12 protein-coding genes and 1 pseudogene are annotated in these 13,988 nt (G+C 61.9%); 9 read left to right on the plus strand and 4 right to left on the minus strand.

What is annotated here, in order from left to right; genetic code table 11:
- The first annotated feature begins 28 nt into the window (after positions 1-28).
- The 4 genes from ACKJSM_RS02495 (at position 29) to ACKJSM_RS02510 (ending at position 3,731) form a co-directional block, all read left to right on the plus strand.
- Positions 29-835, plus strand: coding sequence for an alpha/beta fold hydrolase (locus ACKJSM_RS02495; RefSeq protein WP_410236540.1), 807 nt, complete (start codon positions 29-31; stop codon positions 833-835).
- Complete coding sequence (locus ACKJSM_RS02500) at positions 832-1,686, plus strand: alpha/beta hydrolase (RefSeq protein WP_410236541.1); 855 nt, start codon at positions 832-834, stop codon at positions 1,684-1,686. The genes ACKJSM_RS02495 and ACKJSM_RS02500 overlap by 4 nt, the downstream gene beginning before the upstream one ends.
- Positions 1,687-1,813: 127 nt before the next feature.
- Positions 1,814-2,620 carry a DUF4892 domain-containing protein gene (locus ACKJSM_RS02505; protein WP_410236542.1) on the plus strand — a complete coding sequence of 269 codons (807 nt, stop codon included), beginning with the start codon at positions 1,814-1,816 and terminating at the stop codon, positions 2,618-2,620.
- 70 nt (positions 2,621-2,690) lie between these two features.
- Positions 2,691-3,731: an AI-2E family transporter gene (locus ACKJSM_RS02510; RefSeq protein ID WP_236177927.1), complete on the plus strand. Its 1,041-nt coding sequence runs from the start codon at positions 2,691-2,693 to the stop codon at positions 3,729-3,731.
- A gap of 667 nt (positions 3,732-4,398) precedes the next feature.
- Here ACKJSM_RS02510 and xopAW read toward each other — a convergent pair.
- The 3 genes from xopAW to ACKJSM_RS02525 all read right to left on the minus strand — a co-directional run bounded on the left by xopAW (position 4,399) and on the right by ACKJSM_RS02525 (position 6,937).
- A complete protein-coding gene (gene xopAW / locus ACKJSM_RS02515; RefSeq protein ID WP_410236543.1) occupies positions 4,399-5,022 on the minus strand; it encodes a XopAW family type III secretion system calcium-binding effector in 624 nt (207 codons plus the stop codon).
- Between the two features lie 110 nt (positions 5,023-5,132).
- Positions 5,133-6,188, minus strand: coding sequence for a sensor histidine kinase (locus ACKJSM_RS02520; RefSeq protein WP_410236544.1), 1,056 nt, complete (start codon positions 6,186-6,188; stop codon positions 5,133-5,135).
- Positions 6,188-6,937 (minus strand): response regulator, encoded by a 750-nt coding sequence (locus tag ACKJSM_RS02525; RefSeq protein WP_039772900.1) that lies wholly within the window; start codon positions 6,935-6,937, stop codon positions 6,188-6,190. Before ACKJSM_RS02525 ends, ACKJSM_RS02520 begins: the two co-directional genes overlap by 1 nt.
- Positions 6,938-7,232: 295 nt before the next feature.
- On the opposite strand from ACKJSM_RS02525, the gene pyrF reads away from it, so the two are divergent.
- Positions 7,233-7,931: an orotidine-5'-phosphate decarboxylase gene (gene pyrF / locus ACKJSM_RS02530; RefSeq protein WP_207983661.1), complete on the plus strand. Its 699-nt coding sequence runs from the start codon at positions 7,233-7,235 to the stop codon at positions 7,929-7,931.
- A gap of 52 nt (positions 7,932-7,983) precedes the next feature.
- On the opposite strand, the gene ACKJSM_RS02535 is transcribed toward pyrF, so the two are convergent.
- Complete coding sequence (locus ACKJSM_RS02535; RefSeq protein ID WP_236177930.1) at positions 7,984-8,988, minus strand: NADP-dependent oxidoreductase; 1,005 nt, start codon at positions 8,986-8,988, stop codon at positions 7,984-7,986.
- 228 nt (positions 8,989-9,216) lie between these two features.
- Between ACKJSM_RS02535 and ACKJSM_RS02540 the strand changes: the two genes are divergently transcribed.
- The 4 genes and pseudogenes from ACKJSM_RS02540 to ACKJSM_RS02555 all read left to right on the plus strand — a co-directional run bounded on the left by ACKJSM_RS02540 (position 9,217) and on the right by ACKJSM_RS02555 (position 13,647).
- Positions 9,217-9,978 (plus strand): SDR family oxidoreductase, encoded by a 762-nt coding sequence (locus tag ACKJSM_RS02540; RefSeq protein ID WP_007917441.1) that lies wholly within the window; start codon positions 9,217-9,219, stop codon positions 9,976-9,978.
- A gap of 195 nt (positions 9,979-10,173) precedes the next feature.
- Entirely contained in the window at positions 10,174-11,574 is a 1,401-nt protein-coding gene (locus ACKJSM_RS02545) for a PLP-dependent aminotransferase family protein (RefSeq protein WP_410236545.1), read from the plus strand.
- A 987-nt stretch (positions 11,575-12,561) separates the two neighbouring features.
- Positions 12,562-12,786 (plus strand): annotated as a pseudogene (locus ACKJSM_RS02550) (HAMP domain-containing protein); the annotation flags it as partial.
- Positions 12,784-13,647, plus strand: a complete 864-nt coding sequence (locus ACKJSM_RS02555) for a methyl-accepting chemotaxis protein (RefSeq protein ID WP_373874287.1) — start codon at positions 12,784-12,786, stop codon at positions 13,645-13,647. The pseudogene ACKJSM_RS02550 and the gene ACKJSM_RS02555, both read left to right, overlap by 3 nt.
- Positions 13,648-13,988 lie beyond the last annotated feature (341 nt).

Below are 13,988 nucleotides of genomic sequence, written 5' to 3' on the forward strand. Positions count from 1 at the left end.
CCTGTTTTCCGCTCATGGATTTGCCGGTATGTCGCAACCGATCTTCTTCGCCCACGCCAACGGTTTCCCTTCGGGCACCTACGGCAAACTGTTCGCGGCGCTGGCGCCCGAGTACCGGGTTGCGCATCTGGAACAACACGCCCATGACCCGCGTTTTCCGGCGGGCGACAACTGGTACCACTTGGTCGATGAACTCATCCATCATCTTCAACAGCAAGATGAACCGGTGTGGGGCGTTGGCCATTCCTTCGGCGGCATGCTGCATTTGCACGCCGCACTGCGTTGCCCTGAACTGTATCGGGGTGTGGTGATGCTCGATTCGCCGGTGCTGACCCGCACCGATCGATGGGTGATCCGCGCCGCCAAGCGCTTTGGTTTCATCGACAAACTGACCCCGGCCGGCCGCACGCTGGGACGGCGCGAAGAGTTTGCCGACCTGGACAGCGCCCGTGGCTATTTTGCCGGCAAGACATTGTTCCGCAGCTTTGATCCGGAATGTTTCGATGCCTATCTGCAACACGGTTTGCACAAGGTCGGCGACAAATTGCGCCTGCGCTTCGATCCTGCGACCGAGATCAGCATCTATCGCGGCGTGCCGCACACCAGTCCTGCGCATACCCGGCAATTGAAAGTGCCGCTGGCGGTGGTGCGCGGGCACAAGAGCCGCGTAGTTATGAACCACCACACCCGCTTCGTCGGACGCCTGCCTCAGGGCGAGTCGCTGACTGTGCCTGGCGGTCATATGTTTCCACTTGAGCGCCCGCAGGACACCGCACAGTTACTGAAAAACCTGTTCAATCGCTGGGAGCGCCGGCAAGACAAGGATTGCGCATGAACACCGCTGTCGAAGAAGTGCGCCTGAGCCTGCCCCATATCGAACTGGCGGCGCACCTGTTCGGCCCGGAAGACGGCTTGCCGGTGATGGCCCTGCACGGCTGGCTGGACAACGCCAACAGCTTCGCCCGACTGGCGCCGAAGCTCAAAGGTTTGCGCGTCGTGGCGCTGGACATGGCCGGTCACGGGCATTCCGGGCACCGGCCAAACGGCGCCGGTTACGCACTGTGGGATTACGCCCATGACGTGCTGCAGGTCGCCGAGCAACTGGGCTGGAAACGTTTCGGCCTGCTCGGGCATTCCATGGGCGCCATTGTTTCGCTGGTGCTGGCCGGTTCGCTCCCCGAACGCATCACTCATCTGGCGTTGATCGACGGGGTGATTCCTCCTACCGACAAAGGCGAAAACGCCGCCGAGCGCATGGGCATGGCCTTACAGGCGCAGCTCGATCTTCGGGAAAAGCGCAAACCGGTCTACAACACCCTCGACCGGGCCATCGAGGCGCGCATGAAAGGGCTGGTGGCGGTCAGTCGCGAAGCCGCCGAACTGCTGGCGCAACGCGGACTGATGCCGGTGCCCGGTGGGTACACCTGGCGCACCGACAACCGCCTGACCTTGCCATCGCCGCTGCGTCTGACCCAGGAACAGGCGATGGCGTTCGTGCAGCGCATTGCCTGTCCCGCGCAATTGGTGGTCGCCGCCGACGGCATGCTCGCCAAACATCCGGAGCTGCTGGAGCGTCTACCCTTTGACCGGAAACAGCTGCCGGGCGGGCACCATCTGCACCTGAACGATGAGGCCGGGGCCGACCTTGTCGCAGACTGTTTCAATCGGTTCTTCGCCATTCCTTGACTTGCTCCCGGCAACTGTCGAGGCTGGTCAGGTTGAAATGGGAGACAACCAAGATGGATTTCTACACCGCTGCGACTTCGAACTGCCCTCAAGGCACCCAGGCCATGCCCCTGCGATGAGCCTGTCCATGCGATCTATCAGTCTGCTGGCGCTGTGCTGTTTCAGCCCCTTTCTATTGGCTGCCGACCTGCCGGGCAGTCAGGATCTGCCTATCGTGCCGCGTCTGGCCGATGCGCAGATCGTCGACTATCGCCCCGCCGTGGAGCTGGAGCGGATCTATCCGCTCGGCTCGATCCGCAAGATCAGCGGGCGGTTGCGTTTCGACGGTCAGGTCAGCGCCCGGGGGCAAACCACCTCGGTGACCTATGAGTTGCCGCCGGAACATTCCGCCACCGAAGCCTTCACGCTCGCTCGCGAAGCCCTGCAAAAACAGGATGCCCAGTTGTTGTTCTGGTGCCAGGCCCGGGACTGCGGCGAGAGCAGCCTGTGGGCCAACGAGGTGTTCGGCAACGCCACGCTGTACGGTGCCGACGAGCAGCAGGCCTATCTGCTGTTGAGGCTCGCGGCCCCGCGCGACAACACGCTGGTGGCGCTGTACAGCATCACCCGTGGCAATCGCAAAGCCTATCTGCATGTCGAACAGTTCGAGGCGCTGGCACCGCTCGGTGAGTTGCTGCCGACCTCGGCCACGCTGCTGCGGGAACTGAAAAGCACTGGCGAGCTGGATTTTCCAGAGCTGACCGGCGATCCGGATGCGACCTGGTTGCGCTTGCTGTCCCGTGGCCTGAACCTCGACACCACCTTGCGGGTGGCGGTGTCCGGGCCGAAAGCCGAGGCCTGGCGTCAGGCGCTGATTGGGCAGGGCGTGCGCGCCGCGCGAATGGAAACCGGCAGTGTCGACGGCGAGAGTCTGCGCATCGATCTGTTGCGATAAGGTGTCTTTGGCGGACACGCTCGACGTGTTCGCCTACTCTTGGCCTGACTGATTTTTTTTGAGATTTCACATGCCCAATAATGATCGTCTGCTGGTGCAGATCCTGTTGCTGGTGCTGTTTGGTGCCAGTTTCTGGGTAATGGCGCCATTCTGGTCGGCGCTGTTCTGGGGCGCGGTGCTGGCGTTCGCCAGTTGGCCGCTGATGCGTTTGCTGACCCGCTGGCTCAATGGGCGGGAATCCCTGGCGGCGCTGGTGCTGACCATGGGCTGGATGTTGCTGGTGGCGGGGCCGCTGGTGTGGCTCGGCTTTAACCTGGCCGATCACGTGCGTGATGCCACGGCCTTCATCAAGGATGTGCAGGTCGACGGGCTGCCCGAGGCACCGAGCTGGCTGGGTGGCGTGCCATTGGTGGGCGAACGGCTGGTAGCGATCTGGAACAGCATCGATCAGCAGGGCGCGGCGCTGATGGTGACGGTCAAGCCTTATCTGGGGCAGGTCGGCAACTGGTTATTGGCGCGCAGTGCGCAGATCGGCAGCGGGATTCTCGAGCTGACCCTGAGCATTGTCTTCGTGTTCTTTTTCTACCGCGACGGGCCGCGGCTGGCGGCATTCGTGCACAGTTTGCTGGTGCGCCTGATCGGTGACCGGGCCGGGTACTACATCGATCTGGTGGCCGGTACCGTGCAACGGGTGGTCAACGGGGTGATCGGTACGGCGGCGGCGCAAGCGGTGCTGGCGCTGATCGGTTTTCTGATCGCCGGGGTGCCGGGGGCGCTGGTGCTGGGGATCGTGACGTTCCTGCTCAGTCTGATTCCGATGGGGCCACCGCTGGTGTGGATTCCGGCCACGGCATGGCTGGCCTGGAAGGGCGAGTACGGGATGGCGGTGTTTCTCGGGATCTGGGGGACGTTCATCATCAGTGGCGTGGATAACGTGCTCAAGCCGTATCTGATCAGCCGGGGCGGGAATCTGCCGTTGGTGATTGTGTTGCTCGGGGTGTTTGGCGGGTTGATTGCGTTTGGGTTTATCGGGTTGTTTATCGGGCCTACGCTTTTGGCGGTGGCTTATAGTTTGTTGACGGATTGGAGTAAGAGTCAGGCTCGGGTTTGAGGCTTTGGACTTGGCGGCCTTTGGGCCGACCAGGCTCTTTGGGATTGGGTGAATATCCGTTTCTTCGGGTGTTGCCGTTGGCGGTTTCGCTTTTACAGCGAGTCCCTTTTGGCAAACGCCCCAAAAGGAACCAAAAGGGCTTGCCCCAATGTTCGGCCCCTCGCTGAGGCTCGGCGTTCCTTCGTTCCGGGATTCATCCGGGGGCATCGCCTACGGTTTGCTTCGCTGCACCTCCTCTCGATGCATGCGGCTGCGCCGCACGGTCGCTGCGCTCCCACCCCCGGATAAATCCCTCCACTCAGCCTCCCAACGGGGCCGGTACGTCAAAAGCGGTACTCGAGCTAACGCTCATTGTGTTGAGTGGTGGGAAGCCAAAGCCAAAGCCAAAGCGAAAGCAGATGCTGGTGCTGGTGCTGGTGCCAATGTCGATGCAGGGGCAGTAGTGAACTTATGTGTTTCAGAACCGAGTTCACTTCGGTATCTCACGTCGGGGTATCTCTCCCAAACACCTCGGTCAGTCCCTCTCCCTCTGGGCGGTCCGACGTTTCGGGAGGGCTAGGGTGAGGGCCGCTTTGATGACAGACCGCAGATCCAAAGCAAACCACTCACCCAGCGAGAGTAATCGACCCTCAAGTCTTGACTCGAGAGTGATCCTCTTCACCTCATCTCAAGTCGCGACATTCAAATACTTGCCCACCGATGCCGTGCTTTCGAGCGAGTATTGCTTGCTCAGATTGGCAATCATCCGGTTCAACGCTTCAGTGGTGGTCTGGGTGGTGCTGGCGGTTTCTTCGTCGCTTGGACGTTCGCGACCTGCTTGTAATGCAGCTTTCAGTTCGTCGCTGCTGACGCCTCCGCTGCTGTCGCTGTCCAGAACCTTGAGCAGGGCGGCGGCGGTGTCGGTGTTGTTCGATGAGGTGCTGTCGCTGACCTGCAACGCGCTGTTCAGTTCGGTGGCGGTAACAGTGCCGTCTCCGTCTGCATCGAGTTGGCTGAAGAGTTCGTCACTGGAGGCTTGTGGGGGTGGCGGTGGGGTGAGGCTGGCGGCGAGTTCGTCCTGGCTGACGACGCCGTCTTCGTTTTTGTCCAGGGCCGAGAAGATTTTGCTGCTGTCGGCACTACTGCCGGCGCTGGTCAGGCCGTTGCCGAGTTCGTCCTGGTCCACCGCGCCGTCGCCGTTGCTGTCGAGCCTGGCGAACAGTTCCTTCTGCAGTTGCTGGCTGCGGGCGTTTTGGGTGGAGGTGCTGCTGGTGCTGGTATAGCTCGTGTAGTTGCTGACGCTACCGATCATCGGGCTCACTCCTTGGACTGGAAAACCGGTGGGTGTACCGGCTTATGCAGCCTCAAGGTGCAAGGTGTCGTGGGTATGTGAGGTTTGTACCGGCCGGTACACAGTCGGGCTCAGTGGCGAGGCAGTTGGATCACGGCGGTCAGGCCGCCGCCGGGTGTTTCTGCCAGGGTCAGTTGTCCGCCCTGGCGCTGTGCCGCTTCCCGGGCGATGGTCATGCCCAGGCCGACACCGCCGGAGTTGCGGTTACGTGAGCCTTCGAGGCGGAAGAACGGCTCGAATACCGCTTCACGCTTGTCCGCCGCGATGCCCGGGCCGTGGTCGATGACGCGGATCAACAGTTGTTCGCGCTGGTCTTGCAGTTCGATGTGCGCTTGCCCGGCGTAGCGCAGGGCGTTGTCCATCAGGTTGTTGATGCACGAGCGCAGGGCCATCGGCTGTACCTGCAACGGGGCGCAGTGGCCGCTGACCTGAACGTCGGCGCCTTGATCCTGGGCGTTTTCGCACAGTGATTCGACCAGCGCCTGCACGTCCATCAACTGCAAGGCTTCGCTGGTGCGCTGTTCGTGCAGGTAGGTCAGGGTGGCGTCGAGCATGCCGATCATGTCGTCCAGGTCCTGGCGCATCTGGCCCTGCAATTTGTCGTCGTTGATATTTTCCAGGCGCAGTTTCAGCCGCGACAGCGGAGTGCGCAGGTCGTGGGAGACGGCGCCGAGCATGCGCGCCCGTTGCTGCACCTGTTCGCGGATGCGCTGCTGCATCAGGTTGAAGGTGTGCGCAGCCTGCCGTGCTTCCCGCGGACCGCTTTCGTCCAGCGGTGGGCTGTCGAGGTCTTCGCTCAGGCGCGCGGCTGCGTCGCTCAGACGCTGGATCGGCCGGGTCAGCAGTTTGGCGCCGTACCAGGCAGCGATGATCAGCGAGATGAACTGGAAGGTCAGCGGCACGATCGGCCCGCCGAACCAGGGGCGCGGCGGACGCGGAGGGTAGCGCGGATCCTGCGGCGGCTGTTTACCGTCGAGGTTTTGCGAGAACTCCGGTGGCGGTGGCGGTGGCGGTGGCGGCGGGCCGTAGAGGCGGAACCAGGCAAAGGCCAGCAGATGCGCCAGGACGATCGCCACCAACAGCACGCCGAACAGACGGCCGAACAGCGTGTCGAAGCGCGCCCGCATCAGCCGATGTCTCGCGCATCGAACAGGTAGCCTTCACCACGTACGGTCTTGATCAGTTGCGGGGCCTTCGGGTCGTCGCCGAGTTTTTGCCGCAGGCGCGAGACCAGCAGGTCGATGCTGCGGTCGAAGGCTTCGATCGAGCGACCTCGGGCGGCGTCCAGCAACTGTTCGCGGCTGAGTACCCGGCGCGGGCGTTCGATGAACACCCAGAGCAGGCGGAATTCGGCGTTGGACAGCGGCACCACCAGGCCATCGTCGGCGATCAACTGGCGCAGGACGCTGTTCAGGCGCCAGTTGTCGAAGCGAATATTCGCACGCTGTTCGCTGCGGTCGTCGCGCACCCGACGCAGAATCGTCTGGATCCGCGCCACCAGTTCCCGAGGTTCGAACGGTTTGGCCATGTAGTCATCGGCGCCCAGTTCCAGGCCGATGATCCGGTCGGTGGGTTCGCAGCGGGCGGTGAGCATCAGGATCGGGATGTCCGATTCAGCGCGCAGCCAGCGGCACAGCGACAGACCGTCTTCGCCGGGCAGCATCAGGTCGAGCACCACCACGTCGAAATGTTCGGCCTGCATCGCCTGGCGCATCGCCGCGCCGTCGGTCACACCGCTGGCGTGAATGTTGAAACGGGCCAGGTAGTCGATCATCAGTTCGCGGATCGGCACGTCATCGTCGACGATCAGGGCGCGGATGCTCCAGCGCTTGTCGTCTTTCTGCTCATCGTTCACGGAGGCTTGGGAGTTGTGCATGAGGCTGTTCATCTGCCAGTAGGCCGCCAACCACAAAGATAGGCTGCGAGGTTGTGGTTTCAGCATAGGCGTCCGGCCGTGAGGCGGGAAGGGCTGCTGTAAGGACTTGTTGCGGCTGGCGAGGCTAGCGCGGGCGCATGTTGCCGGCGTGTCGGTTGTGTATCGGGTTCGACACAATACCCTGCAAGGCTATGCTGATCACGGTTGGCGCGACGATTTACCGATCATCGGGTGCCGCGCCGCCGCCGGTTCCGCTACAATGCGCGCCGATTTCGACTTGCCTGAGAGCCCATCCATGTCCGCCTGCCAGACTCCTATCATCGTCGCCCTGGATTTCCCCACCCGTGACGCCGCACTGAAGCTGGCCGACCAGTTGGACCCGAAGCTGTGCCGGGTCAAAGTGGGCAAGGAACTGTTCACCAGTTGCGCCGCGGAAATCGTCGGCACCCTGCGTGACAAGGGTTTTGAAGTATTCCTGGACCTTAAATTCCACGACATTCCCAACACCACGGCGATGGCGGTCAAGGCCGCGGCCGAGATGGGCGTGTGGATGGTCAACGTTCATTGCTCCGGCGGCCTGCGCATGATGGCGGCCTGCCGTGAAGAGCTGGACAAGCGCAGCGGCCCGCAGCCGTTGCTGATCGGTGTGACCGTGCTGACCAGCATGGAGCGTGAGGATCTGGCGGGTATCGGCCTGGACATCGAGCCGCAGGAGCAGGTGCTGCGTCTGGCGGCGCTGGCCGAAAAGGCCGGGATGGACGGTCTGGTGTGCTCGGCGCTGGAAGCCACTGCGCTGAAAACCGCGCACCCGTCGTTGCAACTGGTGACCCCGGGGATTCGTCCGGCGGGCAGCGCCCAGGACGACCAGCGTCGCATCCTGACCCCGCGTCAGGCGCTGGATGCCGGTTCCGACTATCTGGTGATCGGCCGTCCGATCAGTCAGGCGGCGGATCCGGCCCAGGCACTGGCCTCGGTGGTTGCCGAACTGGCCTGAGCGATCAGCTGAAGATGCAACGAAGGGAGCCCGATGGCTCCCTTCGTTGTTTTCAGACCTTCAACACCAGCTTGCCGAAGTTCTCGCCGCTGAACAGTTTGCCCAGGGTTTCCGGGAACGTTTCCAGGCCTTCGACGATGTCTTCCTTGCTCTTGAGCTGACCCTTGGCCATCCAGCCAGCCATTTCCTGGGCGGCGCTGGCGTACTGCGCGGCGTAATCCATCACCACGAAACCTTCCATCCGTGCGCGGTTGACCAGCAGGGACAGGTAATTGGCCGGGCCTTTGACCGCTTCCTTGTTGTTGTACTGGCTGATCGCGCCGCAGATCACCACGCGTGCTTTCAGGTTGATACGGCTGAGTACGGCGTCGAGGATGTCACCGCCGACGTTGTCGAAATATACGTCCACGCCTTTCGGGCATTCGCGCTTGAGACCGGCCAGCACGTCCTCGCTCTTGTAGTCGATGGCGCCGTCAAAGCCCAGTTCATCGATCAGGAACTTGCATTTGTCAGCGCCGCCGGCGATGCCGACCACCCGACAGCCTTTGATCTTGGCAATCTGCCCGGCGATGCTGCCTACCGCACCTGCTGCGCCGGACAGCACCACGGTGTCACCGGCCTTCGGCGCGCCGACATCGAGCAGCGCGAAGTAGGCGGTCATGCCGGTCATGCCCAGTGCGGACAGGTAAACCGGCAGCGGTGCCAGTTTCGGATCGACCTTGTAGAAACCTCTTGGCTCTCCGAGGAAATAATCCTGCACGCCCAGGGCACCGTTGACGTAGTCCCCGACCGCAAACTCCGGGTTGTTCGACGCGATGACTTTGCCGACGCCCAATGCGCGCATGACTTCGCCCAGACCCACCGGCGGGATGTAGGATTTGCCTTCGTTCATCCAGCCGCGCATGGCCGGGTCGAGGGACAGGTATTCGTTCTTGACCAGAATCTGCCCCGCCGCCGGTTCGCCGACCGGGACTTCCTGATAGGTGAAGGTCTCGCGGGTGGCGGCGCCCACCGGGCGTTTGGCGAGCAGGAACTGGCGATTGGTCTGGTTGGTCATGACAGGCACTCGAATTGAATGAAGCCTTGTTGATAGACCTTCAGGAGCGATGTCGCAAGGTTGGCTCACCGGGCGAATGCAGGCTGATCCAGTACGGTGATAGTGCCGGCCTGGGTTTCATCACTGCGATTCATGAAAGCCTAACCGGCCTTTTGATAGTGCTGACGTCACTCAGGCCCCTGTGGCTATGCTGCCTCCATCCATTCCCCCGCATTCGAGGACATAACAATGAGCATGACGTTTTCCGGTCAGGTAGCCGTCGTCACCGGCGCGGCCAACGGCATTGGCCGTGCGACGGCCCAGGCATTCGCTGCCGAAGGTCTGAAAGTGGTGGTGGCCGATCTGGATGCGGCCGGGGGCGAGGGCACCGTGGCGCTGATTCGTACAGCCGGTGGCGAAGCGACCTTCGTGCGCTGCAACGTGACCGTCGAAAGCGAAGTGAAAAATCTGATGGACGAGGTGATCAATACCTACGGTCGTCTTGACTATGCCTTCAACAACGCCGGGATCGAGATCGAGAAGGGCAAACTGGCCGAAGGCTCGATGGACGAGTTCGATGCGATCATGGGCGTCAACGTCAAGGGCGTCTGGCTGTGCATGAAATACCAGTTGCCGTTGCTGCTGGCTCAGGGCGGCGGGGCGATCGTCAACACCGCATCGGTGGCTGGATTGGGCGCTGCGCCGAAGATGAGTATCTACGCAGCTTCCAAGCATGCGGTGATCGGCCTGACCAAGTCGGCTGCGATCGAATACGCCAAGAAGAAAATCCGCGTCAACGCCGTATGCCCGGCGGTGATTGACACCGACATGTTCCGTCGCGCCTATGAGGCAGACCCGAAAAAAGGCGAATTCGCCAACGCCATGCACCCGGTCGGCCGCATCGGCAAGGTCGAGGAAATTGCCAGCGCCGTGCTGTATCTGTGCAGTGATGGTGCGGCGTTTACCACCGGCCATTCGCTGGCCGTGGATGGTGGCGTGACCGCCTTCTGAAACGGAATTGCTCGACGCATGAAGGAGCCCGCCCGCTGGCGGGTTTTTTTTCGCCTTGGGGGCGGTTCCGTGAATCCGCTAAACAATGTGTTTCAAATGGTGAGAACGGAGGTTTTTGGCGGTTTTGTCGCACAGCTTCGAGGGCATGGCTGTGATTTACTGCCGCCAGCAAAACGGACAGGAGTTTGCGTGCTCATGGAATTGAGAATTGACCGACAGGCAATGGTGCCGGTCGTACAGCAGATTGTTGACGGGTTGACCGAGTGGATCATGCAAGGCCAGGTGCCGCCAACGACGCGCCTGCCCTCCGTACGCCAGATCGCACGGTGCAATCTGCTCAGCCAGTCCTGCGTCATGGAAGCCTGCGAACGGCTGGTGGCGCAAGGGGTTCTGGCTTCGCGCCAGGGCTCGGGTTTCATCGTGGCGGCTTCGTTGCCGGCGTGCTGCAAGCCGATCGATGGCTCCGGGTGCGATGGGGAGCGCAGCGGGGGCGACCCTGTCTCCCGATGGCGCGGCGGTTTGACGTTGGGAAGCGGCGTCCTGCCGGAGAGTTGGCGCGAACCCGATGATCTCGGCTATGCGATCCGCGAGGTGACACGCGCCGACATGGCCAGCCTGTTCAACTACAGCACCCCTCTGGGCCTGCAGGCGTTGCGCGAACAGATCGTCAGGCGCCTGGGGTTGCTGAATATCAAGGCCGCTGAAGAACAGGTGATGACCACCGCCGGCGCCAGCCACGCACTGGACCTGATCGTGCGGACCTTGTTCAAGGCCGGTGATTGGGTTGTGGTAGAAACCCCGGGTTATGCGCCGCTGTTCGATCTGCTGCGCTTGCATGGCGTGCGTATGCTGGAGGTTCGCCGCACGGCGGTCGGGCCGGATGTCGAGGCGCTTGAGTCGTTGCTGCAGCAGTTTCGGCCCAGCGCGTTATTCATCAACAGTCACCACCACAATCCCACGGGAAGTTGCCTGCTGCCGGCAGTTGCCCGACGCATTCTGCAGTTGAGCAGGCTCTATGATCTGCGGCTGATCGAAGACGATGTCTACGCGGATCTGCACAACGGCAGCGGCACTCGACTGGCAGCACTGGATGATGAGGGGCGGGTGATTTACGTCGGCAGTTTTTCCAAGACCCTGAGCAGCTCGCTGCGGGTGGGTTTCGTGATGGCCGATGGAGCGCTGATCGAGCGGATGGCGCGGGTCAAGATGGTCAGTTGCGTGGGTACCTCAAGGTTTTCTGAGGCGGTGCTGGCCGGTCTGCTGGCCAGTGGTGCCTATCGCAAACTGGTGCAGCGTCAGCGTCAGCGCCTCAGCACCGATCGTGCGGCAGTCTTGCAGGTCCTGGAGGATGCAGACTGGGAAGTGTTCGGCAAACCCACGGGGGGGCTGTTCATCTGGACGCGCGCGCCTTGGGCCGATGAGGCACATTTGCGCAGGCATGCCTTGCGCTGCGGAGTGCAGTTGTCTTGCGCAACGTCGTTCAGCCCCAGTGGTGAGGCCTGCGACTGGCAACGCATCAACGTGGCTTACGCCTGTGACCCTCGGGCAAGACAGTTTTTTCGCAGCACGGCCGTGGATCGACCTCCAGCGTTCTGAAAACGACGCGTGCGTAGCTTTTTGCCATTATTCCGACGCCAGAGACTTGTGCTGCTTCAAGGCCGTTGCGAATCTTCAGCAACAGACTATGGCAGGGGACTACGCGCAATGATTTCGGCCGTGCAAGGACGTTTTGCCAACCTCGGTATGGCAAAAAAACTGGGTATCGGGTTTGTGCTGGTGTTGTTGCTGACCGCACTGGTGGCGGCCATCGGCGTCTGGTCCCTGCAAACCATCAGTCAGCGCTTCGACGGCCTCAAGCAGATGTCATCGCTCAACAGCGGTTTGCTCAAGGTGCGTCTGCTGGAGCAGGACTACGCCTTGCACGGCAACCCGAAAACCGTCGATGCCTTGCATGAAGGTGTCGACGGCCTGATCGTCATGGCCAATGGGCTCAAGGCGCAATCGTCGGCGAATGTATCGGTGATGAGCGACGTCGAGCAGTCACTGATTGCCTATCGCAAGGCGTTCGATGAATTTGTCTCGTTGTCCCAGGCCAAGGACCTGGCGCTGGAAATGGCCAGTTGGTCGGTGTCCAGTGTTGCCAACAATCTCGATGTATTGCAGGCCGGTCTGGCTGACGACGGCGCTTACACCCTGAAAGACAGCGAGGGCAAGGACGGGGCGCAATTCATCGAGCAGGCCGGTCAGGTCAACCAGGTCTCACGCTTGATGTTGCAGGCGATGAATGAAGCGCGGGTACGCCTGGATCAAAGCCGCAAGGGTGATGACAGCGCAGGCCAGGGCAATATCGAGCAGGCCGCTCAGGCTCAGGTTCAGGCCGAACAGCTCAAATCCACAGTCAAGGACGAGGGTTACCTGACGGTGCTCAATGAAGTGTCCGGGCACATTGCCGGGTTCAGCGACAAGCTGGCCGAGTACACCGGATTGTTGGCCCAGGAAAAGACTGTCTATCAACAGTTGCACCAGCGGGCCGACGAAGTCGTGGCGCGGGTCGATCAGGCGTATGTCGCGCAAGACGGCGCCATGCAGGGCGAACTGAAAAAGAATTCGGTGTTGATCATTGGCTCATCGGCGCTGGCGTTGCTGGTCGGGCTGATTGCGGCGTGGGTGATTACCCGGCTGATCGTTGCACCGTTGCGCAGCGTGATTCACGTGGCGCAACAGATTGCGGCCGGTGATCTGAGTGCAACGATCGAGGTCTCCCGCCGTGACGAAATCGGCCAATTGATGCTGGCCATGCGGCAGATGGGCGCGGGGCTGAGCTCGATTGTCAGCGGGTTGCAGGCGGGTATCGAACAGTTGGCCAGTTCGGCGCAATCGCTGTCGGCGGTGACCGAGCAGACCAACCTTGAGGTCAGCAGCCAGAAAGAGGAAACCGAACAGGTCGCCACGGCGATGAACCAGATGACCGCCACCGTTCACGATGTGGCGCGTAACGCCGAGGAAGCGGCGCTCGCAGCGCAGACCGCTGATGGCAAGGTCGAAAGCGGTCAGCAGGTGGTGCGTCAGAGCATGGCGCGGATCGAGCAACTGGCCGATTCGGCGACCTCGGCCAGTTCGAGCATCGAAAGCCTCAGTGCGCAAATCCAGAACATCGGCACGGTGCTGGAGGTGATCAAGAGTGTCGCCGAGCAGACCAACCTGCTGGCGCTCAACGCGGCGATTGAAGCGGCGCGGGCGGGCGAGCAGGGCAGGGGCTTTGCGGTGGTCGCCGATGAAGTGCGGGCGCTGGCCCGGCGCACGCAGCAGTCAACCGAAGAAATCGAGCGGCTGGTCAGCGCCTTGCGCTCGGCGGCGCATTCGTCGGTGCAGCAGATTCAGAGCAGTGGCGAACTGGTGAAGCTGGCGGTGAGTGATGCGTTGCAGACCGAAAGTGCGCTGGGGAGTATTGCGGCGGCGGTTTCGTTGATTCAGCAGATGAACCAGCAGATTGCGGCGGCGGCCGAGGAGCAGAGTTCGGTGGCCGAGGAGATTAATCGCAGTGTGACGAGTATTCGGGCGAGTGCGGATCAGTCTTCTATTGCCATGCGTGGGAATGCGGCTTCGAGTGTTGAGCTGGCGCAGTTGGGGAGTGAGCTCAGGGGCATGGTTGGGCATTTTCGGCTTTGATTTGGACTTGGCGGCCTTTGGGCCGACCAGGTTCCCGTTTTATTGCGTTCATATCCGTTTCTGCGGGTGCTGCGGCTGGCGGTTCCGCTCTTACAGCGGCTCACTTTTGCAGACGCCCAAAAGTAAGCAAAACGCTGGGCCCCGGCGTTCGGCCCCTCGCTGGGGCTCGGGGTTCCTTCGTTCCGGGATTCATCCGGGGGCATCGCCTCCGGTTTGCTTCGCTGCACCTCCTCTCGATGTGTTCGACTTCGTCGAACGGCGCTGCGCGCCTACCCCCGGATGAATCCCTCCACTCAGCCTTCCGATGGGGCCGGCACGTCAAAAGCGTTACTCGAGCTAAC

This window comes from Pseudomonas sp. PHC1 (assembly GCF_046487845.1).
Classification (GTDB): Bacteria; Pseudomonadota; Gammaproteobacteria; order Pseudomonadales; family Pseudomonadaceae; genus Aquipseudomonas; species Aquipseudomonas sputi.

Coding starts and splice junctions, on each gene's coding strand:
- ACKJSM_RS02505 (WP_410236542.1), top strand. CDS start 1,814: ATGCGATCTATCAGTCTGCTGGCGCTGTGCTGTTTCAGCCCCTTTCTA.
- ACKJSM_RS02510 (WP_236177927.1), top strand. CDS start 2,691: ATGCCCAATAATGATCGTCTGCTGGTGCAGATCCTGTTGCTGGTGCTG.
- ACKJSM_RS02545 (WP_410236545.1), top strand. CDS start 10,174: ATGGAATTGAGAATTGACCGACAGGCAATGGTGCCGGTCGTACAGCAG.
- ACKJSM_RS02495 (WP_410236540.1), top strand. CDS start 29: ATGTCGCAACCGATCTTCTTCGCCCACGCCAACGGTTTCCCTTCGGGC.
- ACKJSM_RS02540 (WP_007917441.1), top strand. CDS start 9,217: ATGAGCATGACGTTTTCCGGTCAGGTAGCCGTCGTCACCGGCGCGGCC.
- ACKJSM_RS02535 (WP_236177930.1), bottom strand. CDS start 8,988: ATGACCAACCAGACCAATCGCCAGTTCCTGCTCGCCAAACGCCCGGTG.
- ACKJSM_RS02555 (WP_373874287.1), top strand. CDS start 12,784: ATGGGCGCGGGGCTGAGCTCGATTGTCAGCGGGTTGCAGGCGGGTATC.
- ACKJSM_RS02500 (WP_410236541.1), top strand. CDS start 832: ATGAACACCGCTGTCGAAGAAGTGCGCCTGAGCCTGCCCCATATCGAA.
- xopAW (WP_410236543.1), bottom strand. CDS start 5,022: ATGATCGGTAGCGTCAGCAACTACACGAGCTATACCAGCACCAGCAGC.
- ACKJSM_RS02525 (WP_039772900.1), bottom strand. CDS start 6,937: ATGCACAACTCCCAAGCCTCCGTGAACGATGAGCAGAAAGACGACAAG.
- ACKJSM_RS02520 (WP_410236544.1), bottom strand. CDS start 6,188: ATGCGGGCGCGCTTCGACACGCTGTTCGGCCGTCTGTTCGGCGTGCTG.
- pyrF (WP_207983661.1), top strand. CDS start 7,233: ATGTCCGCCTGCCAGACTCCTATCATCGTCGCCCTGGATTTCCCCACC.